This window comes from Brevundimonas olei, from assembly GCF_037055245.1.
GTDB lineage: Bacteria > Pseudomonadota > Alphaproteobacteria > Caulobacterales > Caulobacteraceae > Brevundimonas > Brevundimonas olei.
Genome location: NZ_CP146369.1, coordinates 3,065,907 through 3,084,064, shown reverse-complemented (window position 1 = coordinate 3,084,064; position 18,158 = coordinate 3,065,907). Strand labels below are relative to the sequence as shown.

Sequence of the window (18,158 nt, the reverse complement as noted above, 5' to 3'; positions counted from 1 at the left end):
CATGACTGATGACGCCGCCGCCGCATCTCAGCGCGCGGCGGGCGCCACGCGCCAGATCGCGTCGCCCACGTCGTCGGCGACCAGCAGGGCGCCGCGCCCGTCGACCGCCACCCCGACCGGCCGCCCCATGGCCTCGCCCTTCTCATTGCGGAACCCGGTCAGCACGTCCTGCGGCGGCCCGTCCGGCCGCCCGTCGCGGAAGGGCACGAAGATGACCTTGTAGCCGGACGGCGGATTGCGGTTCCACGAGCCGTGCTGGCCGATGATCGCCCCGTTTCGCCACTGCGGCAGCAGCGTCCCCGTATAGAAGGTCAGGCCCAGCGACGCCGTGTGCGGCCCCAGGGCGTAATCGGGCTTGATCGCCCTGGCGACCATGTCGGGCCGGGCGGGCTGCACCCGCTCGTCGACGTTCTGGCCGTAATAGCTCCACGGCCAGCCGTAGAAGGCGCCCGGGGTGACCGAGGTCATGTAGTCGGGGACCAGATCGTTCCCCAGGGCGTCGCGCTCATTGACCGAGGTCCACAGGCGGCCGTCCTGCGGGTTCCAGGCCAGGCCGACGGGGTTTCTCAGCCCCGAGGCGAAGACGCGACGCGCCCCCGTCGCCGCGTCGATCTCAAGGATCGCGGCGCGGTCGACCTCCTCGTCCAGCCCGTTCTCGCCGATGTTGGAATTGGAGCCGACGCCGACATAGAGCTTGGTCCCGTCAGCCGAAGCGGCCAGGCTCTTGGTCCAGTGGTGATTGCGCCCGGCCGGCAGGTCCGCGACCTTGACCGGAGCCGCGTCGATGCGCGTCTGGCCTGTCTGATAGGGGACCATGACCACGGCGTCGGCGTTGGCGACGTACAGCCGCTCTCCGACCAGGGCCATGCCGAAGGGCGAGGTCAGCCCGCCCAGGAAGACGGTCTTCGTCTCCGCCGTCCCGTCGCCGTCGGCGTCACGCAGCAGGCTGATGCGGTCGGCGCTGGGCCGTTCGCCCGACCCGGCGCGCGCCATCACCAGTCCCTCGATCCAGCCGCGCAGGCCCCCCTTCTTCTCCTTCGGCCTGGCGGGCGCCTGGGACTCGGCGACCAGCACGTCGCCGTTGGGCAGGACGTAGAGCCAGCGCGGATGGTCCAGCCCTGTCGCGAAGGCGTTCACCGCCAGCCCCGCCGCTGGGATCGGCGTCCGGCCTTCCGGCCAGCCGACGGCGGGGGCGATCTTCACCATGGGGACTCGCTGCGGCTGCGGCGCCGGCAGGTTGGGCGCGGCGCCGAACCCGTCCGTTTCCGGCAGCATGCTTTCGGTCTCGCAGGCCGCCAGACCGAGTGCGGCGACGAGGGGCAGGGCGAGGAAGAGGGGGCGAACAGACATGACGGACATCCTGAACGATTGCCCTTCATCATACGCCGTTTCGCGCCAGAAGGGGCCTCCCCCTTGAGCGGGCGGGGCGCCCTGCCTATCTGCCATCCCCGAAGCCGGGAGGGGCTCCATGCCAGCCGTCATTTCCATCGAAGGTCTGACCAAGACCTACAAGTCCGGCCATCAGGCCCTGAAGCGCGTCGATCTGGAGATCGAGAAGGGCGAGATCTTCGCCCTGCTGGGTCCGAACGGTGCGGGCAAGACGACGATGATCTCCATCGTCTGCGGCATCGTCACCCCGTCCAGCGGAACCATCGTCGCCGACGGCCACGACATCCAGTCCGACTACCGCGCCGCCCGCACCCGCATCGGCCTGGTCCCGCAGGAGCTGACGACCGACGCCTTCGAGACCGTCTGGGCCACCGTGACCTTCAGCCGGGGCCTGTTCGGCAAGGCGCCGAACCCGGCCTATGTCGAACAGATCCTTCGCGACCTTTCCTTGTGGGACAAGAAGGACGCCAAGATCATGACCCTGTCCGGCGGGATGAAGCGCCGCGTCATGATCGCCAAGGCCCTGAGCCACGAACCGGAAATCCTCTTCCTGGACGAGCCCACGGCGGGCGTGGACGTCGAGCTGCGCCGCGACATGTGGGCCCTGGTGCGCCGCCTGCGCGATCGCGGCGTGACCATCATCCTGACCACCCACTACATCGAGGAAGCCGAGGAGATGGCCGACCGCGTCGGCGTCATCCTCAAGGGCGAGCTGATCCTGGTCGAGAAGACCGCCGACCTGATGCAGAAGCTGGGCCGCAAGACCCTGACCCTGAACCTGCAGGAGCCGCTGGCCGCCTTGCCGCCCGAACTGGCCGACTGGCCGCTGGAGCTCAAGAATGACGGCGGCGAGATCGAATACGTCTTCGACTCCAACGCCGAGCGCACCGGCGTCCCGTCCCTGATGCGCCGCCTGTCGGACCTCGGCATCGGCTTCAAGGATCTCAGCACCCGCCAGAGCTCGCTCGAGGACATCTTCGTCGGCCTGGTCCATCAGGATCGGGAGGCCGCGTGATGAGCTTCAACGGATATGGCGTCTGGGCCATCTACCGCTTCGAGATGGCGCGGGCCTTGCGCACGCTGTGGCAGTCGCTGGTGACGCCGGTCATCACGACGTCGCTCTACTTCGTCGTCTTCGGCGGCGCCATCGGCAGCCGCATGACCGAGGTGGACGGCGTCCCCTACGGCGCCTTCATCGTGCCGGGGCTGATCATGCTCAGCCTGTTCACCCAGTCGATCTTCAATGCCTCCTTCGGCATCTACTTCCCCAAGTTCACCGGGACGATCTACGAGATCCTGTCCGCCCCCGTCTCGCCGCTGGAGATCGTCCTGGCCTATGTCGGGGCGGCGGCGACCAAGTCGGCGATCCTGGGCCTGATCATCCTGGCCACGGCGGCCTTCTTCGTGCCGCTGGAGATCCTGCATCCCTTCTGGATGCTGGCCTTCCTCATCCTGATCTCGACCACCTTCGCCCTGTTCGGCTTCATCATCGGGGTCTGGGCGCAGAATTTCGAGCAGCTCCAGTTCATTCCCATGCTGATCGTCACGCCCCTGACCTTCTTGGGCGGCGCCTTCTATTCGATCGAGATGCTGCCGGAGGGCTGGCGCACGCTCGCCCTGTTCAACCCGGTGGTCTATCTGATCTCGGGCTTCCGCTGGGCCTTCTACGGCGTGGGCGACGTCAGCGTTCAGGTCAGCCTTCTGGCCACGCTGGGCTTCTTCTTCGCCTGTCTGGCGGTGGTGGGCTGGATCTTCAAGACGGGCTATCGTCTGAAGAACTGAAGGCCACGAAAGCGCCGAACTCGGCGCTCACCGTCCTGGCCCTCTAACGCCTTTTCGACCTGATGCGCGCTCGCCTGAGCGCCGGAGACCGAATGTCCGACGCCGACGACAAGCCCCAGACGACCGATAATCCGGCGCCGCAAACGCAGCCCGAACCCTTCCGCCGGGGCCAGATCACCTGGGGCCGCCCGCCCCAGGCCGCCTTCCACGTCGGCCCGCTGCCGCGCGACGAGGGTCTGGCCCGCCTGACCGCCATGCCGCCCCATCCGAAGCCGTCGCAGGCCAGGCCCGCCCAGACCCAGCCTGCGCAGCCGCGCCCGCAGGCGGCTCAGCCTGCCGCCGCTCGCCCGGCCGCGCCCGCGGGTCGTCCCTCCGGCGTCTTCGGCGGCTCCATGGTGCCGCGCCGCCAGCCCGCGCCGACCGCTTCGGCTCCGCAACCCGCCGCTCCGCCGGCGCCGCAGGCCGCCCCCGCCACCGCGCCCGCCGCAGACCTGACGCCGCGGCCGCTGCCGGACGCTGCGCCTCAGTCCGCGCCTGTCGTCGCGGCCGCGACGGCCGCGCCTGTGGCGGAAGCCGCTTCGGCGTCGTTCGTCCAGGCCGAGCCCGCGCCCGTCGGCGCGCCGCCGGCCGCCATGGCGGCCTCCCCAGCGACCTCCCTGGCGCCCAAGCCTCGCTCGCGCTGGCCGCTTTACGCCGGGGTGGCGGCCGCCGCCGTCCTGGTTCCTGTGGCGGTGTGGCTGCTGGCCCGTTCGGGCGCGGACGACGCCGCGCCACCGCCGCCTGCCGCCATGACGGAACCTGCGGTCGAGACCCCCGCGATCCCTGTCGAAACGTCGGCGCCGACGCCGCAACCCGCCCCGACCGTCGTCGAGACGCCCGCCGCCGCGCCCGTCGCGCGCGCGCCTTCGCCGCGAACCGCAGCCGCGTCGCCTGCGCCCGCGCGCCCGACGCCCGCTCCATCCCGACCGGTTCCGGTTCCGGCACCGACCTCTGCGACCTCGACCTCCGCGACTCCGGCCCCCGCCGCACAGGCCCCGGCCGCCGCGACGCCCGCGCCGGTGGTGGTCGTCACGCCTCCCGGCGCGCCCCAGCCCGACGTCCCGGTCCAGGCCGACGGCCCGCCGCCGACCCAGGCCCGACCGGCCCAGACCGATCCCAACGCCCCGATCGTCACCCGGCCCCAGCGACTGGACTGACCGACAAACGAAGCCCTAGCGTAAGGAGAAGGCTAGGCGGCTGACCGTCAGTCGCCCCGGCTCCACGCCATGTCCCAGCCGCAGACGCGCTCTATGCAAGGCTTTAAGGGCTTCGGCCCCGAAGCCCGCATTCGCGGGATTTTCCGTTTCGATGCGACAGTCTTCCAGAGCGCCCTGCGCGGCGACGATGCAGCTATAGATGACTTCCCCATGGCTCAGTCGCATGGCTCTGGATGGATAGGCGGGCGCGGGAGCGGAGGCCCAAATCTCCCGCAGACTGGCTGGACGAGAGAACGAAGGCTCGGTCTCCAGCAAGCCGTCACGCGCTGAATCCGGGTCTGTCCCGCAAGCGTCCCGGACCGCGTCAATGGCGCTGTTGTCGGAAGGCAGAGGCAGTCGGAGACGCTCTCGGGGCCGTCCCGGCTCGACCGGGGTCGTGGATGAAGGATGAATGACCAGGTCGCCGCCTTGGTGGAACAGTCGGGCGACTCGGCCCGGCCGGATGGCGGCCATGACGGCCTGTCCGGGGATGTTGATCCAGGTCTGACGCTCCTCCTGCCCGTTCTGCGTCCAGGTCAGGGGCCGCAGGCCGGGAGCGGCTTCGACAGGAAAGCCGACCAGCAGGGCCTCCAGTCTGTTGTTGAAGCAGCGCAGGATGAGGCTTTGTCCGCCTTCATAGCTGATGCTGGCGCTCGGCCCTTTGTCGGTCTGGGCCATATCCCAGCCATCCGTCACCTGCGCCTGGGCGGGCGCCCCGGCGAGCAGTAGGGGCAGGGCGAGCAGGATGATCGCGCGCATCGGGTCGACCTTCTTGGCTATTTCAGCGGCAGATAGCCCCGTTCCACCATCCGGCGCAGGGCGTCGAAGGCCTCGCTCAGCTCGTCATAGGCGGTGCGGGCTGCGGTCAGGCGGGCGACCTGATCGGGGGTGGCCGGTGCACCGGATTCGGCCAGGCGGATGGCCTCGGCGCCCCAGCGCGCTCGCGCCTGGGCCGTCAGCACCGCCAGTTTCTGAAAGGCGGCGACGTCGGCCTGGGCCAGGGCGTGGCCGATCAGTTCGCGGTTGGCGACATAGGCGGCGTAGTCGATCTGCTCCAGCAGGCCGCGCAGGCGGCGCTGCTCCTGCGGCTCCATGTCCTCGGGCTGGAAATGGTCGCTGGAACGACGGCGGGACTGGGTCAGCATGGTCGACATGACGGCCTCGGGCGAAACAGCAAGCCGCAGCCTGACCCTGCTTTGGTTAACCGCCCGTTTGCGCGCCTTGCCGGGCGCCGGTCTGGGCGCCGGTCTGGACGCCTCTGGGGGCCAGCTTCAGCCGCTCGCGATCCGGCGCACCCAGGCCGCGAGGGCAGCGCATCGGCCGATAGTCCTTGGAATAGCAGAGCCGCGCCTCGCGGAACCAGCCGTCCGTGGTGGCGATGAAGACCCCCTCGCGCGGGAAGCCGGGATTGGCGGCGACGAAGGCGTCGCGGATCGCGCCGGCGGTCAGGCGCTGGGCCGGGATGACTTCCAGGTCCGGCTTGTTCAGTCCGTCCCACATCCTCGCCGCCTGGGCTAAATAGGCCTCGGGGCTGTCCCAGCCGCAGGTCCCGTGCGCGGCCCACTCGTGCTGCTGCAGGCTGGGCGAGGGCGTCATGCAGAAATGCCGCCGCACCGTCTCGACCGGAATGGCCGGACCGGGCGCGGCGCAGTAGCGCGGGTGCCTGTTGTCGGCGCCGTTGGGCCACAGCCCGTGTAGGGTCAGGCCGAACTGGTTGCCGGCGCACTGATAGCGTTCGTCGGGATAGTCCTTGCCGCTGCGGCACGCCTGAGGCGACCAGCTGACCGCCAGCATGTTGAAGGCGACCGGCACGTCCGGCGCTGCCTCGCCCTGCGGGATGCGATAGGGGCGGGCGGGGCGCAGGTCGTCCGGCACGTCGCAGACGGCGCCTGCGGCCTCGGTCCGCTCCGGCGTCGCCTCCTGCGAGGCGGTGCAGGCGGTCAGCAGGACCATCAGGGCGGCGGAGACGAAAAGAGGGCGCATGGCGGTCTCGTAAACCCTGCGTGATCGACGGCCAAGGCGGAACCGGCGCCCGGCCCCGCTCATTGATAAGCGTAAGCATAAGAGGATGAGTCCATGCCCGATCAAGCCGCCTTCGAAGCCGCCCTCGAGGAAGCCATCGCCCTGTTCGAGCAGGGCGAGACCATGAACCAGGCGCGCTTCGACGACCTTCTGGCGGAGTTGCAGGTGCGTCTGCCGACCCTGGCCTCGGCGCCGGAGCACGATCCCCGCGCCGAGAAGGCTCGCGCCCTGGCGGTGCGCGCCGCCGCCCTGGAGAAACGCGCTGCCGTCGGCCACGGCCAGATGGACGAGGTCAACAGCCTGTTGTCGCCCCTGATGGGCAGGAAGGCGGAGGACTAGGTCTCTGATCCTCTCAGCGACACGCCGCGACGCACGCCTGCGCCAGCACTTCGGCCGAGTCGATCAGCGGCGCCTCGACATCGCCCTGATCCAGCAGCAGCGGCACCTCGGTGCAGCCGCCGATCACCGCCTCGGCCCCCGCCGCGATCAGCGCCTTCGCCAGGTCGCGCATGGCTGCGCGCTGGTCTGCGCCGACGTCGCCGGCCTTGACCCCGAACACCACCTGCATGAAGCGCTCGCCCTCGGCCGGGGAGGGGGCGACCCTCTCCAGCCCCTGGGCGGCCAGGGCCTCGGCGTAGAGGCGCGAGGCGCCCGGCGTGGCCAGCACCCCGACCCGTCGCGCTCCGGTCGCGCCCGCCGCCTTCGCGGTCTCGGCGATCATGTCGATGAAGGGCAGGCCCGCCGCGCGGATGGCGTCGGCATGGGCGTGGGCCGTGTTGCACGGCATGGCCAGCACCTGCGCGCCCGCCGTTTTCAGCGCCCGCGCCATCTGGCCCAGCGTCCGGCCCGCCGCCTCGGGCTGAGTATGGCGATTGGGCACCTGGGGGTTGATGTCGGCGATGATGCGGATGTGGTCCTCGTCGCCCGTCGCCGGGGTCAGGGCCTGCACCCGCGCCAGAAAGGCTGTCGTCGCCGCCGGCCCCATGCCGCCCAGAACGCCCAGAACGCGCGCCATGCTTCTACTGTCCTGCTGAACCCCCGCGATCCCAAGTAAAACGGGCGCAGAGGGAAAAATGATTATTGTTCGACAAAGAGCGTTAACACGCTGAAACGGGCGGAACCAACCGCGCGGCCGGGGATTGTGCAATCGGACACGTCGGACGCCCCCCCAACCCCGACGAAGTCTGCGGCGGCCCGGCCTTAACGCCCCCCCGACTGAGAAGCCGGGCCGCCCCCTCTCTTCCCCACATCGCTTCGCTTGACCCGCCCCGCAAACGGGCTAGGCTTGTCGCGTTCTCCGGGGGGTCGCAATCGAGCGGCTGAGATTGAGGTTTCTCCTCTGACCCGTCGAACCTGATCCGGGTCATGCCGGCGAAGGGACGAGTTCACCGCTTTCGACGCCCGAAGTCCGGCGTAGGGGGCGCTCAAACCGCGCCGGCGGACCTCTTCTCGCAGGAGGCCGCCACAATGAATATCCACGTTTCCAACGAACCGCCGCACGAGCCGCAGGTCGATCTGGCCCTCGCCGACGCCCGCAAGGAAGTCGCGTCCGAGCACGGCGCCATCCCCACCGGCCCCCGCGCGGGCAGCCAGAAGATCTATGTCGCGGGCGAGCTCTTCCCCGACATCCGCGTCCCTTTCCGCGAGGTCGCCGTCCACCCGTCCGCCAATGAGCCGCCGGTGACGATGTACGACTCCTCCGGCCCCTACACCGACCCGTCCGTGACCATCGACATCAAGAAGGGCCTGCCGCGCGTGAAGTCGTCGTGGCAGTTGGACCGCGGCGACATCGCTCCTGTCCTGAACCCGCGCGAGGTCAAGCCCGAGGACAATGGCCACGCTAGCGGCAAGCACCTCGCCCCCCGTTTCGACGTCTCCAACCACCGCGTGTTCAAGGGCGTCGAGGGCCGTCCCGTCACCCAGTACGAATACGCCAGGGCGGGCATCATCACGCCCGAGATGGAATACGTCGCCATCCGCGAGAACCTGCGCCGCGAACAGACCGCCCCCTGCATCCGCGACGGCGAAGACTTCGGCGCCTCGATCCCCGACTTCGTCACGCCCGAGTTCGTCCGTCAGGAGATCGCCCGCGGCCGCGCCATCATCCCGCACAACATCAACCACCCCGAAGTCGAACCGATGATCATCGGCCGCAACTTCCTGGTGAAGATCAACGCCAACATCGGCAACTCCGCCGTCCTCTCGTCCGTCGATGACGAGGTCGACAAGCTGGTCTGGGCCACCCGCTGGGGCGCCGACAACGTCATGGACCTGTCGACCGGCCGCAACATCCACAACATCCGCGACTGGATCATCCGCAACTCGTCCGTCCCCATCGGCACCGTCCCCATCTATCAGGCGCTGGAGAAGGTGAACGGCGTCGCCGAGGATCTGACATGGGAAGTCTTCCGCGACACCCTGATCGAACAGGCGGAACAGGGCGTGGACTACTTCACCATCCACGCGGGCGTGCGCCTGCCCTTCGTGCCGCTGACGGCCAAGCGCGTGACCGGCATCGTCTCGCGCGGCGGCTCCATCATGGCCAAGTGGTGCCTGTCCCACCACAAGGAGAGCTTCCTCTACGAGCATTTCGAGGACATCTGCGACATCATGCGCGCCTATGATGTCTCCTTCTCGCTCGGCGATGGCCTGCGCCCCGGCTCCATCGCCGACGCCAACGACGAGGCCCAGTTCGCCGAACTGCGCACCCTGGGCGAACTGACCAAGATCGCCTGGGCCAAGGGCTGTCAGGTCATGATCGAAGGCCCCGGCCACGTGCCGATGCACAAGATCAAGGCCAACATGGACGAGCAGCTCAAGCACTGCCACGAGGCGCCCTTCTATACGCTCGGGCCCCTGACCACCGACATCGCCCCCGGATACGACCACATCACCAGCGCCATCGGCGCGGCCATGATCGGCTGGTTCGGCACGGCCATGCTCTGCTACGTCACGCCCAAGGAGCATCTGGGCCTGCCGGACCGTCAGGACGTCAAGGACGGCGTCATCACCTACAAGATCGCCGCCCACGCCGCCGACCTGGCCAAGGGCCACCCCGGCGCCCGCGCTCACGACGACGCCCTCTCCAGGGCCCGCTTCGAGTTCCGCTGGGAGGACCAGTTCAACCTCTCCCTGGACCCCGAGACCGCCCGCAAATTCCACGACGAGACCCTGCCGAAGGAGGCGCACAAGACCGCCCACTTCTGCTCCATGTGCGGCCCCAAGTTCTGCAGCATGAAGATCAGCCAGGACATCCGCGACGCCGCCAAGGCCCAGAACGACGCGGGCGCGAGCCTGACGGACGCCGAGGCGGGCATGGCCGAGATGAGCGCCAAGTTCAGGGCCGGGGGCGGGGAGATCGAGGTGAAGGTTTAAGAGCGTCACACTCGGCCTAGGCTGGGATGTGTGCTTTGGACGCGAGGCGACCTTGACAATCTCGCGTCCGACTTTCGCAAAGCGCAAATCGATTATTTTCGTCCCCAACGGCGTTCGGCATGAAGCCTCAGCTGCGCTTGACGTCCATCACCATGACGTCAGGATACCGGTGTTGGGGGAATCTCGATGACCACAAAGACCATATTTTTCGCCTTCGCGGGCGGTGATCCGCTAATCTCGTCGACCATACAGTCCGCGTGCAAGAAAGCGTCGACCTCAGAAGCCAATTTTGTGCCGTGGAAAGTTCGAGATCTTTCCGGGCAACCAATAGATCGTGGCGTCGCTGGTTGGGTTGAAGAAGCTGATGCTGTTTTTGCAGACATATCAGCAGTAAATCATAACGTAACATTTGAAATCGCGTACGCAATCTCTCTGGGAAAGCCCGTCTACCTCGTGCGTTATGCAGCCAGTAATTGGGCTGAGGTGGAAGCGGTCGGCTTGCTTCATAATGTTGGGCACTCGACATACTACGACGAGCCGTCTCTGGTAGATGTCCTAGTGAAGGCAGAGGCGAAGGCTGCTGGATGGCCTAAGCCAAAGAAAAATTACGCTCAACCTTTGTATTTCGTTCAGCCTTCATCGAGTGAAGATGCTCTAATCAAATTATCAAGCGCTATTAAAAAGAGAGCGCGGCTTAGGTTTAGAACCTTTAACCCCAAGGAAGTTGATCGGCTAACGGCTTCGGAGGCTCACTCTCAGGTTGCTGCTTCCTTTGGCGTTATTGCCACATGGCATTCAGACCAAGTTCCCCATGCGACAAGGCAAAACCAGCGCGCCGCATTTGTGATCGGGCTCGCGCGAGGCTTTGACGTCCCGTTCCGCCTGATCGCCGCCAACGACCTTCGCCTCCCCCTGGATCTGGACGAGATTTCAACTCGAGTATCGGAGAACTCAGACATCGGGGCCTTGGTGATGGCCCTTAAAGAGGAAATTGACACTAGCTCGCTTGATTATGCCGCTTTTGAACCCGCTCCTGCAGGGCTCTTGTCGCAAGTTTATTGTGGCGACCCTGCTGCCGAGAACGAGATGGGCGCGCTAGGTGACTATTTCTTGGAAACTGAGGAATACACAGCCACAATTAGAGGTGACGCGAACCTTCTGTCGGGGCGAAAGGGAAGTGGGAAAACGGCAGTATTCATTAGATCTAGGGATCGAATAAGGGCCGATAAAAATAATATCGTAGTAGATCTTCAGCCTGAGGGTTACCAGCTTCTTAAATTGAAGGAGTTTGCCCTTTCATCTCTGTCGGCTTGAACCAGAAAAGAATTCCTTGCTACTTTCTGGGAATACATTTTTTGGCTCGAAATAGCGTATAAGATACTTGAAAAAGACAGAATAAGAGCAAGTCGAGATAGCGATCTTTTAGCAAAATATGACCGACTTGAAGAATTGTTTAATGCAAGAGTTGATACGGGGTCTGGTGATTTCTCGGAGCGCTTGAGGAGGCTAACAGATCGTATCGTTGAGCGATTTAGTAAAGAGGTCGAGGATGGAGTTAGTATTCTAGACTCGTCAAAAACTTTATCAATTGTCTATGGGTCTGAAATTGGACCTATTAGGTCTGAGATATTTTCTTATCTTAAACTAAAGGGAACGGTTGCTTTTCTATTTGACAACATAGACCGTATCTGGACGCCTGGCGGCTTTACGAGCGATGATGCGGCAATAATCGTCGGCCTTATCGAGTCATTGCAGGAAATCTCCCGCCGGTTCGAGAAGCAGGGCCTCGATTTTCAATGGGCCGTCTTCGTGCGAAGCGACATTCAAGAATTTGTTGTCGCTCAGATGGCAGACTATGGGAAACTTGCAACTCGCTCAGTCGAGTGGAGCGACAGAGATCTCCTTTGGCGGATGTTTACTCGCCGACTCATGAACGAGGTTGCTGACCGCACTCTTTCCGTGGAAGCCGTATGGTCTTCGATAAGCGTGGGAAAGATCCAAGGAAAAACCGCTCGGGATTTCTTGCTCGACTCTTCCTTAATGCGCCCCAGGTATTTGATCCGCCTTTTTGAGACAGCGAGGCAGCGAGCGCTAGCTTTCGATAGGGATCAGATTGACGAAACCGACTATGAGGCTGGCCTTGAGGAACTTGGATGGCAGGTCTTGGAAGACTTCGATCGCGAGTTATCGGATATCGTACCCGATGCTCAAGATCTTTTGTTTCAGTTATCCGGTATGGGGGAGGCTGTTAGCCTCGAAAAGCTCAAGGAAGCTGTTCTCAATAAAGTTGAAAAGCCTGAGCTTGTCGATCCTACAATTGATGTTTTGATCTGGACCGGGTGTATAGGCGTTAAGAGTTCGCGGGGATCGACTTTCATATCAGAAGCTGGGTTCAAGCGTCCGTTTATGAAAGCTCTGATGGCTCGTGAGAAAGGCGACGCCATTGTTTTTCACCCCACCTTGGCTGCGGTGTTGGCTGATTAGGCGCCTGAGCAAGGAAGTCGGACCCGTCCGATCCTGACGCACCCGTCCTCCATCCTCCGCCTTTCAGGCAGGAGGCGGCGCGATGGACGATCAGGCTTCGGGCGGGCGGGAGAAGGACTGGTCCCAGAAGGACTGGCATGAGGAGGCGCCGCGCATCATCGCCTCCGGCCGGTGGGAGCAGGACGAGTACGGCGACACCACCTACATCCCTGACCATGTGCGGCCCTCGACCGCCGAGCGGGCCGAGACGCCCCCTCCGAACCATGATGACGCCTCGCGCGGCCATTATTACGAAGACCCGGCGCCGCGGGACGGCTATCGCGTCCGCTCGGAGGCGACCTGGGCGGCGGCGCGGCGCGACTATCTGGCCGGGGATACGGCCGAGGCCGTCTGCGAGCGCTATGGGCTGAAGCTGGGGACGCTGCGGTCCCGCGCCGCGCGCGAGGGCTGGCGCCGCTGCGACGCGGGCGACCCCGATCCCTGGCCTGACGAGGACGATCCGGTCGAGGATGCGGCGGCGGACGCCCCCGATCTGGCCGCGATGGCGGCTCAGGCCCTGATGCGGCTGAACCGGGCGGTGCGGCGCGGCCGAGCGGCCGAGGCGGCGTCGTGGCTGCGCACCTGGCGGGCGCTGACCGACCCGGCCCTGCTGGCCGTCGCCGAGCCTGAAAGCCCGCCGCCCGCGCCTGAACCGGACCCGCTCGACACGCTGGAAGCCGACATGAAGGCGGTCGCCGCCGTCGCCCGCGACGCCGCCCGCCTGGCCCCCGACGACCACGTGGGCCGCCGCGCTGTCGAGGCCCGCATCAACGCCCTCAGCGCCCGCCTTGCGCCAGAAGGGGCAGAGCTAGGAGAGGGGGCGATTTCAGACGATTCAGACGAATTGGACTCTGTTTTTCCTGATCTCCCTTCCCCCTCGATGGGGGAAGGGCAGGGGATGGGGGTGAAGCCCCCGCCGTGACCTGATTGAGCGCTGGAGACGCCGTCTCTTGCGCCCCCGCCACAGAACCCGGCAGCCTGCACCCCCACCCAACCCTCCCCCATCGAGGGGGAGGGCTTGAGAGGCGCGTCTTACGCCTTGCCCGCGATCTCGCGCAGGGCGTTGACGAACACCTGCGTCGGCTGGCCGCCGGAGATCAGATATTTGTCCTCCACCACCACGGCGGGGACGGAGGTGATCCCCCGCGCGCGCCACAGGGCCTGCGCCGTGCGGACCTCCGGCATATAGCGGCCGGAGGCCAGCACCTCGGCCGCCTCGGCGCGGTCCAGCCCGGCGGTCTCGGCAGCCTCGGTCAGGACGCCGGCGTCCGAGACGTTGCGCCCTTGCGTGAAGTGGGCGCCGAACAGGGCGTGCTTCAGCGCCGCCTGCTTGTCGGGCGCCGTCAGACCGGCCCAGTGCAGCAGGCGGTGGGCGTCGAAGGTGTTCCACATGCGGCTGTCGTCGCGGAAGTTCATCTCGACCCCGACCTCGGCGGCGCGGGCGGTGATGGCGGCGCGGTTGGCGGCTGACTGTTCGGGGGTGGAGCCGTATTTGCGGGCCAGGTGCTCGCCCATGTTCTCGCCCTCGGGGGCGATGTCGGGGTTCAGCTCGAACGGCTGGAAGGCGATGTCAGCGGCGATCCCTTCGCCCTGGAGCCGCTCCAGCGCCTGCTCCAGCCCGCCCAGCCCCACGGCGCACCACGGGCACATGACGTCGGAGACGAAGTCGATCTTCAGCGGCTTGAGCGGGGCGGCGTCGGTCATGGGGACGGCTTTCTGGAACAGCGTGTGTGACGAAGCATATGGGCGCGCGGCGGAAGGAGGCAAGGCGCGCCGGGCATTGATTCACGGCCTGCCAAACGGCACACCGGATCGGTGAAACAGAGCCTGATCATTGATTGCGACCCCGGCGTGGACGACGCCACGGGGCTGCTGACCGCCTTCGCCTCTGCTGACCTCGACCTGTTGGCCGTGACCACGGTCGGGGGCAACGTCAGCGCCGAAAAGACCGCACGCAACGCCCGCATCCTGCGCCAGATCGCCGGGCGCGAGGACGTGCCGGTGTTCGCGGGCGCCGACCGCCCTCTGCGCCGCGATCCGGCCGGGGCGGGCGAGTTCCACGGGCTTGAGGGGCTGGGCGACCTGACCCCGTTCGAGCCCGCCGCGCCTGTGGCAGAGGGAACGGCGGCTGAGGCCATCGTGCGGCTGGTGATGGCGCGGCCTGCGGGGTCGGTGGCGCTGGCCGTCATGGGGCCGATGACCAATCTGGCGCTGGCCCTGCGGGCCGAGCCGGCGATGGCGGCGCATCTGGGGCCGGTCGTGGCCATGGGCGGCGCGCGCTCGGAAGGCGGCAACATCACCGCCTCGGCCGAGTTCAACATCTGGGCCGACCCGGACGCGGCGGCCGAGGTCTTCGCTTCGGGGTGCCGCATGATCGTCATGGGGCTGGACGCCACCCATCAGGTGCGGGCGACCGAGGAACGGATCGTGGCGATCGAGGCCCTGCCCACGGCCTCGGCCCGCACGGCGGCGGCCATGCTGCGCTTCTCCCAGCGGGTGGAGCGGCGGATCGTGGGCTGGGACGCGGGGCCGCTGCACGACCCCTGCACCGTCGCCTGGCTGCTGAAACCGGAGCTGTTCGAGCTGACCCCTTGCCGCATCGCGGTGGAGACGGACAGCGACCTGACCCGAGGCCACACGGCGGTCGAGTTCCGCGTCGAGGCGGCCGGGGCGAACCATTTCTGGGCGACGAAGGCCGACGCGGCCGGGGTCTTCGCCCTGATTACCGAGAAGCTGGGAGAAGGCGCATGAGGATTACCGTCGTCGGCTCGATCAATCTGGACTTCGTGGCGGCGGCGCCGTCCCTGCCTGCGCCGGGGGAGACGGTGACGGGGGCGACCCTGTCGCGCCATCCTGGCGGCAAAGGGGCCAATCAAGCCTTGGCGGCGCGCAGGCTGGGCGCCGAAGTCTCGCTGATCGGCCGGGTCGGAGACGACGAGATGTCGGGCGCGGCGGTGGCCCTGATGCTGGCGCACGGCGTCGACCTGTCGGGGGTGGAGACGGACATCGCCGCCCCGACCGGCGTGGCCCTGATCACTGTCGATCCGACCGGCGAGAACCAGATCACCGTGGCCGCCGGCGCCAACCACTTTGTCACGCCGGAGCAACTGCCCGCCCGGATCGAGACGCCGCTGATCGCCCAGCTGGAGCTGCCGATCGAGACGGTGGAGGCGGCGGTGGGCCGGGCGACGGACTTCGTCTGCATCAACCTGGCGCCTGCCGCGACGGTGTCGGAGGCCCTGCTGCGTCGCGCCGACCTGCTGGTGGTCAATGAGACGGAGGCCGCCTTCTACGGCGACGCCCTGCACGTCGGCGGCGGGCTGGTGGTCGTGACCAAGGGCGCGCGCGGGGCGGTCATGTATCGGCGCGGGGTGGCGATGGCCTGGGCCACGCCGCCGCGCATCACGGCCGTAGACGCGGTGGGAGCGGGCGACGCCTTCGTCGGGGCGATCGCCGTGGCCCTTCTGGAAGGCATGGAGCCGGACGCAGCGCTTCACTTCGCCTGCGCCGCCGGGGCGCTGGCGGCCACCCGGCCGGGGGCGCAGCCGTCGCTGGGCGATCGCGCCGAGGTCGAGGCCCTGATGGCGGGGTAGGGCCTTCTACTTCCCGAACAGGTCCGGCGCGGCGGCGGGCGGCGCCTGCGGCGTCTCCAGCCCCAGATGTTCATAGGCCCGGGCGCAGGCCATGCGGCCGCGCGGCGTGCGCTGGATGAAGCCCTGCTGCAGCAGATAGGGCTCGATCACGTCCTCGACCGCGTCGCGCGCCTCGGCGATGGCGGCGGCCAGGGTGTCCATGCCGACCGGCCCGCCGCCGTAGTTCTCGATCAGGGCCTTGAGGAAGCGGCGATCCAGGCTGTCCAGTCCGGCCTCGTCCACCTCCAGCCGCGCCAGCGCCCGCGCCGCCGCCAGCCGGTCGATGGCGGTTCCTTCCGCGTCCGCGAAGTCCCGCACCCGCCGCAGCAGGCGCCCGGCGATGCGCGGGGTGCCGCGCGCGCGGCGGGCGATCTCCATGGCCCCGTCCTCGGTGATGGCGGCGCCCATCTTGCGCGCCGCGCCGCGGATCACCGCCGTCAGCTCCTCGGGCGTATAGAACTCCAGCCGCAGGGGAATGCCGAAGCGATCGCGCAGCGGCGTGGCCAGCAGGCCCGCCCGCGTCGTCGCCCCGACCAGGGTGAAGGGCGCCAGGTCGATGCGCACGCTGCGCGCCGACGGCCCCTCGCCGATGATCAGGTCCAGCACATGATCCTCCATCGCCGGATAGAGGATTTCCTCCACCTGCGGGGCCATGCGGTGGATTTCGTCGATGAACAGGACGTCGCGCGGTTCGAGGTTGGTCAGGATGGCCGCGAGGTCGCCCGCCTTGGCCAGGATGGGGCCGGAGGTGGCGCGGAAACCCACGCCCAGTTCCCGCGCCACGATCTGCGCCAGCGTCGTCTTGCCCAGTCCCGGAGGGCCGAACAGCAGGACGTGGTCCAGCGCCTCGGACCGCGCGCGGGCGGCGTCGATGAAGACCTTCAGATTGCCCTTGGCCGCCGACTGGCCGACGAACTCGGACAGGGTCTGGGGCCGCAGGGCGCGGTCGTGCTGCTCGCCGGGCGCGGGCGCAGGCGAGATGATGCGGTCGTCGGTCATGCGGCGGCCCTCACCGTCCCAGCTCCTGCAGGGCCGTGCGGATGACCAGCGGCAGTTCGGCCTCCTCGCCCAGCTTGATCAGGGCGTGATCGACGGCGCGGCGGGCGTTGACCTCGGCGATGCCCAGCCCCAGCAGGGCGGCGACCGCCTCGCCCGTGACGCTGGGCGGCGGCGGGGCGATGACGGCGGCCTCGGCGTGGACGCCCGGCGCGGTCGGGGCGAAGGCGCCGTCGGTCAGGCTCTTGCCCTTCAGTTCGGTGACGATGCGCAGGGCCAGCTTGGGCCCCACGCCGTTGGCGCGGCCGACGGCGGCCTTGTCCTCGCGCGCGACGGCGGCGGCCAGTTCGGCGGGCGGCAGCACGTCCAGCACGCCCAGCGCCGCCTTCGGCCCCACGCCCTGAATGGTCAGCATCAGGTTGAAGACCTTGCGCTCGTCGCGGGTCAGGAAGCCATAGAGGCGCGGCCCCTGATCCTGGCTCCACTGGCTGTGAATGAACAGGGTGGTCTCGTCGCCCGGCGCGGGCAGACGGCCCAGCGTCCGCGCCCCGCAGGTGGCGACATAGCCGACCCCGCCGCAGTCGATCAGGCATTCGGCCTCGCCGACCTCGGCCAGAATTCCACGCAGACGGCCGATCATGCCGCGCCTCGCACCGCGACCGCCTTGAACCGGCGATGATGGGCGTGGGTGACGGCCACGGCCAGCGCGTCGGCGGCGTCAGCCTTCACATCGCCCGAGGCGGGCAGCAGGCGTTTGACCATGAAGGCGATCTGGCTCTTGTCGGCCTGACCGGCCCCCACCACGGCCTTCTTGATCAGGCTCGGGGCGTATTCGGCGACGGAAAGGCCCGCCCGCGCCGGGGCCAGCATGACGGCCGCCCGCGCATGGCCCAGCTTCAGCGTCGAGGCCGGATTGACGTTGACGAAGACCTCTTCGATGGCCGCCTCGTCGCAACCATAGGCGGCGCAGACCTCGCCCACCTGCTCCAGCAGATGCAGCAGCCGCTCGGAGAAGGGCGCCTTCTCATTGGGCGCGACGACGCCGTGCGCGACCCAGCGCAGACGGCTGCCTTCGCTTTCGATGACGCCCCAGCCGGTGCGGCGCAGGCCGGGGTCCAGCCCTAGGATCCGAGTCGTTTCGTTCGCCATCCGTTCCTCTTGCCCCAAAGAGGGTTAGCGAACAATGACCGGGTGCTTGGTCAGT

18 protein-coding genes, 1 pseudogene and 1 riboswitch are annotated in these 18,158 nt (G+C 67.5%); of the genes and pseudogenes, 10 read left to right on the top strand and 9 right to left on the bottom strand.

Features of this window, described 5'->3' with window-relative positions; genetic code table 11:
• Positions 1-27: 27 nt before the first annotated feature.
• Positions 28-1,359 (bottom strand): sorbosone dehydrogenase family protein, encoded by a 1,332-nt coding sequence (locus tag V8J38_RS14965; protein WP_338576799.1) that lies wholly within the window; start codon positions 1,357-1,359, stop codon positions 28-30.
• Between the two features lie 109 nt (positions 1,360-1,468).
• Here V8J38_RS14965 and V8J38_RS14960 point away from each other — a divergent pair, with 109 nt between their 5' ends.
• The 3 genes from V8J38_RS14960 (at position 1,469) to V8J38_RS14950 (ending at position 4,367) form a co-directional block, all read left to right on the top strand.
• A complete protein-coding gene (locus V8J38_RS14960) occupies positions 1,469-2,404 on the top strand; it encodes an ABC transporter ATP-binding protein (protein WP_338576798.1) in 936 nt (311 codons plus the stop codon).
• Positions 2,404-3,171, top strand: coding sequence for an ABC transporter permease (locus V8J38_RS14955; RefSeq protein WP_291777252.1), 768 nt, complete (start codon positions 2,404-2,406; stop codon positions 3,169-3,171). The genes V8J38_RS14960 and V8J38_RS14955 overlap by 1 nt, the downstream gene beginning before the upstream one ends.
• A 92-nt stretch (positions 3,172-3,263) precedes the next feature.
• Positions 3,264-4,367, top strand: a complete 1,104-nt coding sequence (locus V8J38_RS14950) for a hypothetical protein (protein ID WP_338576794.1) — start codon at positions 3,264-3,266, stop codon at positions 4,365-4,367.
• Positions 4,368-4,382: 15 nt separating this feature from the next.
• On the opposite strand, the gene V8J38_RS14945 is transcribed toward V8J38_RS14950, so the two are convergent.
• Genes V8J38_RS14945 through V8J38_RS14935 form a run of 3 tightly spaced genes read right to left on the bottom strand, consistent with a single transcriptional unit; the run spans position 4,383 to position 6,389 of the window.
• A complete protein-coding gene (locus V8J38_RS14945) occupies positions 4,383-5,165 on the bottom strand; it encodes a TonB family protein (protein ID WP_338576791.1) in 783 nt (260 codons plus the stop codon).
• 17 nt (positions 5,166-5,182) lie between these two features.
• Positions 5,183-5,560 carry a hypothetical protein gene (locus tag V8J38_RS14940; protein ID WP_338576788.1) on the bottom strand — a complete coding sequence of 126 codons (378 nt, stop codon included), beginning with the start codon at positions 5,558-5,560 and terminating at the stop codon, positions 5,183-5,185.
• A 46-nt stretch (positions 5,561-5,606) separates the two neighbouring features.
• Positions 5,607-6,389, bottom strand: a complete 783-nt coding sequence (locus V8J38_RS14935; protein ID WP_338576786.1) for a ribonuclease T2 family protein — start codon at positions 6,387-6,389, stop codon at positions 5,607-5,609.
• Between the two features lie 93 nt (positions 6,390-6,482).
• On the opposite strand from V8J38_RS14935, the gene V8J38_RS14930 reads away from it, so the two are divergent.
• A complete protein-coding gene (locus V8J38_RS14930; protein WP_338576783.1) occupies positions 6,483-6,767 on the top strand; it encodes a hypothetical protein in 285 nt (94 codons plus the stop codon).
• A 13-nt stretch (positions 6,768-6,780) separates the two neighbouring features.
• On the opposite strand, the gene V8J38_RS14925 is transcribed toward V8J38_RS14930, so the two are convergent.
• The gene (locus tag V8J38_RS14925; protein WP_338576780.1) at positions 6,781-7,443 is read right to left on the bottom strand and encodes an aspartate/glutamate racemase family protein; all 663 of its coding nucleotides are present in this window, start codon (positions 7,441-7,443) and stop codon (positions 6,781-6,783) included.
• 273 nt (positions 7,444-7,716) lie between these two features.
• A riboswitch (TPP riboswitch) is annotated at positions 7,717-7,826 on the top strand.
• A 69-nt stretch (positions 7,827-7,895) separates the two neighbouring features.
• Here V8J38_RS14925 and thiC point away from each other — a divergent pair.
• The 4 genes and pseudogenes from thiC to V8J38_RS14905 all read left to right on the top strand — a co-directional run bounded on the left by thiC (position 7,896) and on the right by V8J38_RS14905 (position 13,248).
• The gene (gene thiC / locus V8J38_RS14920; RefSeq protein ID WP_338576777.1) at positions 7,896-9,803 is read left to right on the top strand and encodes a phosphomethylpyrimidine synthase ThiC; all 1,908 of its coding nucleotides are present in this window, start codon (positions 7,896-7,898) and stop codon (positions 9,801-9,803) included.
• A 186-nt stretch (positions 9,804-9,989) separates the two neighbouring features.
• Positions 9,990-11,117, top strand: a complete 1,128-nt coding sequence (locus V8J38_RS14915) for a hypothetical protein (protein ID WP_338576775.1) — start codon at positions 9,990-9,992, stop codon at positions 11,115-11,117.
• A gap of 24 nt (positions 11,118-11,141) precedes the next feature.
• Positions 11,142-12,287 (top strand): annotated as a pseudogene (locus V8J38_RS14910) (P-loop ATPase, Sll1717 family); the annotation flags it as partial.
• An 82-nt stretch (positions 12,288-12,369) separates the two neighbouring features.
• Entirely contained in the window at positions 12,370-13,248 is an 879-nt protein-coding gene (locus V8J38_RS14905; protein ID WP_338576771.1) for a hypothetical protein, read from the top strand.
• 110 nt (positions 13,249-13,358) lie between these two features.
• Here the strand turns inward: V8J38_RS14905 and V8J38_RS14900 are convergent, their stop codons facing one another.
• On the bottom strand, positions 13,359-14,030 hold the full coding sequence (locus tag V8J38_RS14900) for a DsbA family oxidoreductase (RefSeq protein WP_338576769.1): 672 nt from the start codon (positions 14,028-14,030) through the stop codon (positions 13,359-13,361).
• A gap of 111 nt (positions 14,031-14,141) precedes the next feature.
• On the opposite strand from V8J38_RS14900, the gene V8J38_RS14895 reads away from it, so the two are divergent.
• Together V8J38_RS14895 and V8J38_RS14890 are read left to right on the top strand one after the other, a co-directional pair.
• Positions 14,142-15,077, top strand: coding sequence for a nucleoside hydrolase (locus V8J38_RS14895; protein ID WP_338576768.1), 936 nt, complete (start codon positions 14,142-14,144; stop codon positions 15,075-15,077).
• On the top strand, positions 15,074-15,919 hold the full coding sequence (locus tag V8J38_RS14890) for a ribokinase (protein WP_338576766.1): 846 nt from the start codon (positions 15,074-15,076) through the stop codon (positions 15,917-15,919). The genes V8J38_RS14895 and V8J38_RS14890 overlap by 4 nt, the downstream gene beginning before the upstream one ends.
• A gap of 6 nt (positions 15,920-15,925) precedes the next feature.
• Here the strand turns inward: V8J38_RS14890 and ruvB are convergent, their stop codons facing one another.
• Genes ruvB through ruvC form a run of 3 tightly spaced genes read right to left on the bottom strand, consistent with a single transcriptional unit; the run spans position 15,926 to position 18,103 of the window.
• On the bottom strand, positions 15,926-16,957 hold the full coding sequence (gene ruvB, locus V8J38_RS14885; protein ID WP_291777293.1) for a Holliday junction branch migration DNA helicase RuvB: 1,032 nt from the start codon (positions 16,955-16,957) through the stop codon (positions 15,926-15,928).
• 10 nt (positions 16,958-16,967) lie between these two features.
• Positions 16,968-17,594, bottom strand: coding sequence for a Holliday junction branch migration protein RuvA (gene ruvA, locus V8J38_RS14880; protein ID WP_338576764.1), 627 nt, complete (start codon positions 17,592-17,594; stop codon positions 16,968-16,970).
• Positions 17,591-18,103 (bottom strand): crossover junction endodeoxyribonuclease RuvC, encoded by a 513-nt coding sequence (gene ruvC, locus V8J38_RS14875; RefSeq protein ID WP_291777299.1) that lies wholly within the window; start codon positions 18,101-18,103, stop codon positions 17,591-17,593. The genes ruvA and ruvC overlap by 4 nt, the downstream gene beginning before the upstream one ends.
• Positions 18,104-18,158: the final 55 nt, after the last annotated feature.

Excerpts from the sequence above, each read along its gene's own strand:
- V8J38_RS14965 (WP_338576799.1), bottom strand. The coding sequence starts at position 1,359 with ATGTCCGTCATGTCTGTTCGCCCCCTCTTCCTCGCCCTGCCCCTCGTC.
- V8J38_RS14960 (WP_338576798.1), top strand. The coding sequence starts at position 1,469 with ATGCCAGCCGTCATTTCCATCGAAGGTCTGACCAAGACCTACAAGTCC.
- V8J38_RS14955 (WP_291777252.1), top strand. The coding sequence starts at position 2,404 with ATGAGCTTCAACGGATATGGCGTCTGGGCCATCTACCGCTTCGAGATG.
- V8J38_RS14950 (WP_338576794.1), top strand. The coding sequence starts at position 3,264 with ATGTCCGACGCCGACGACAAGCCCCAGACGACCGATAATCCGGCGCCG.
- V8J38_RS14945 (WP_338576791.1), bottom strand. The coding sequence starts at position 5,165 with ATGCGCGCGATCATCCTGCTCGCCCTGCCCCTACTGCTCGCCGGGGCG.
- V8J38_RS14940 (WP_338576788.1), bottom strand. The coding sequence starts at position 5,560 with ATGTCGACCATGCTGACCCAGTCCCGCCGTCGTTCCAGCGACCATTTC.
- V8J38_RS14935 (WP_338576786.1), bottom strand. The coding sequence starts at position 6,389 with ATGCGCCCTCTTTTCGTCTCCGCCGCCCTGATGGTCCTGCTGACCGCC.
- V8J38_RS14930 (WP_338576783.1), top strand. The coding sequence starts at position 6,483 with ATGCCCGATCAAGCCGCCTTCGAAGCCGCCCTCGAGGAAGCCATCGCC.
- V8J38_RS14925 (WP_338576780.1), bottom strand. The coding sequence starts at position 7,443 with ATGGCGCGCGTTCTGGGCGTTCTGGGCGGCATGGGGCCGGCGGCGACG.
- thiC (WP_338576777.1), top strand. The coding sequence starts at position 7,896 with ATGAATATCCACGTTTCCAACGAACCGCCGCACGAGCCGCAGGTCGAT.
- V8J38_RS14915 (WP_338576775.1), top strand. The coding sequence starts at position 9,990 with ATGACCACAAAGACCATATTTTTCGCCTTCGCGGGCGGTGATCCGCTA.
- V8J38_RS14905 (WP_338576771.1), top strand. The coding sequence starts at position 12,370 with ATGGACGATCAGGCTTCGGGCGGGCGGGAGAAGGACTGGTCCCAGAAG.
- V8J38_RS14900 (WP_338576769.1), bottom strand. The coding sequence starts at position 14,030 with ATGACCGACGCCGCCCCGCTCAAGCCGCTGAAGATCGACTTCGTCTCC.
- V8J38_RS14890 (WP_338576766.1), top strand. The coding sequence starts at position 15,074 with ATGAGGATTACCGTCGTCGGCTCGATCAATCTGGACTTCGTGGCGGCG.
- ruvB (WP_291777293.1), bottom strand. The coding sequence starts at position 16,957 with ATGACCGACGACCGCATCATCTCGCCTGCGCCCGCGCCCGGCGAGCAG.
- ruvA (WP_338576764.1), bottom strand. The coding sequence starts at position 17,594 with ATGATCGGCCGTCTGCGTGGAATTCTGGCCGAGGTCGGCGAGGCCGAA.
- ruvC (WP_291777299.1), bottom strand. The coding sequence starts at position 18,103 with ATGGCGAACGAAACGACTCGGATCCTAGGGCTGGACCCCGGCCTGCGC.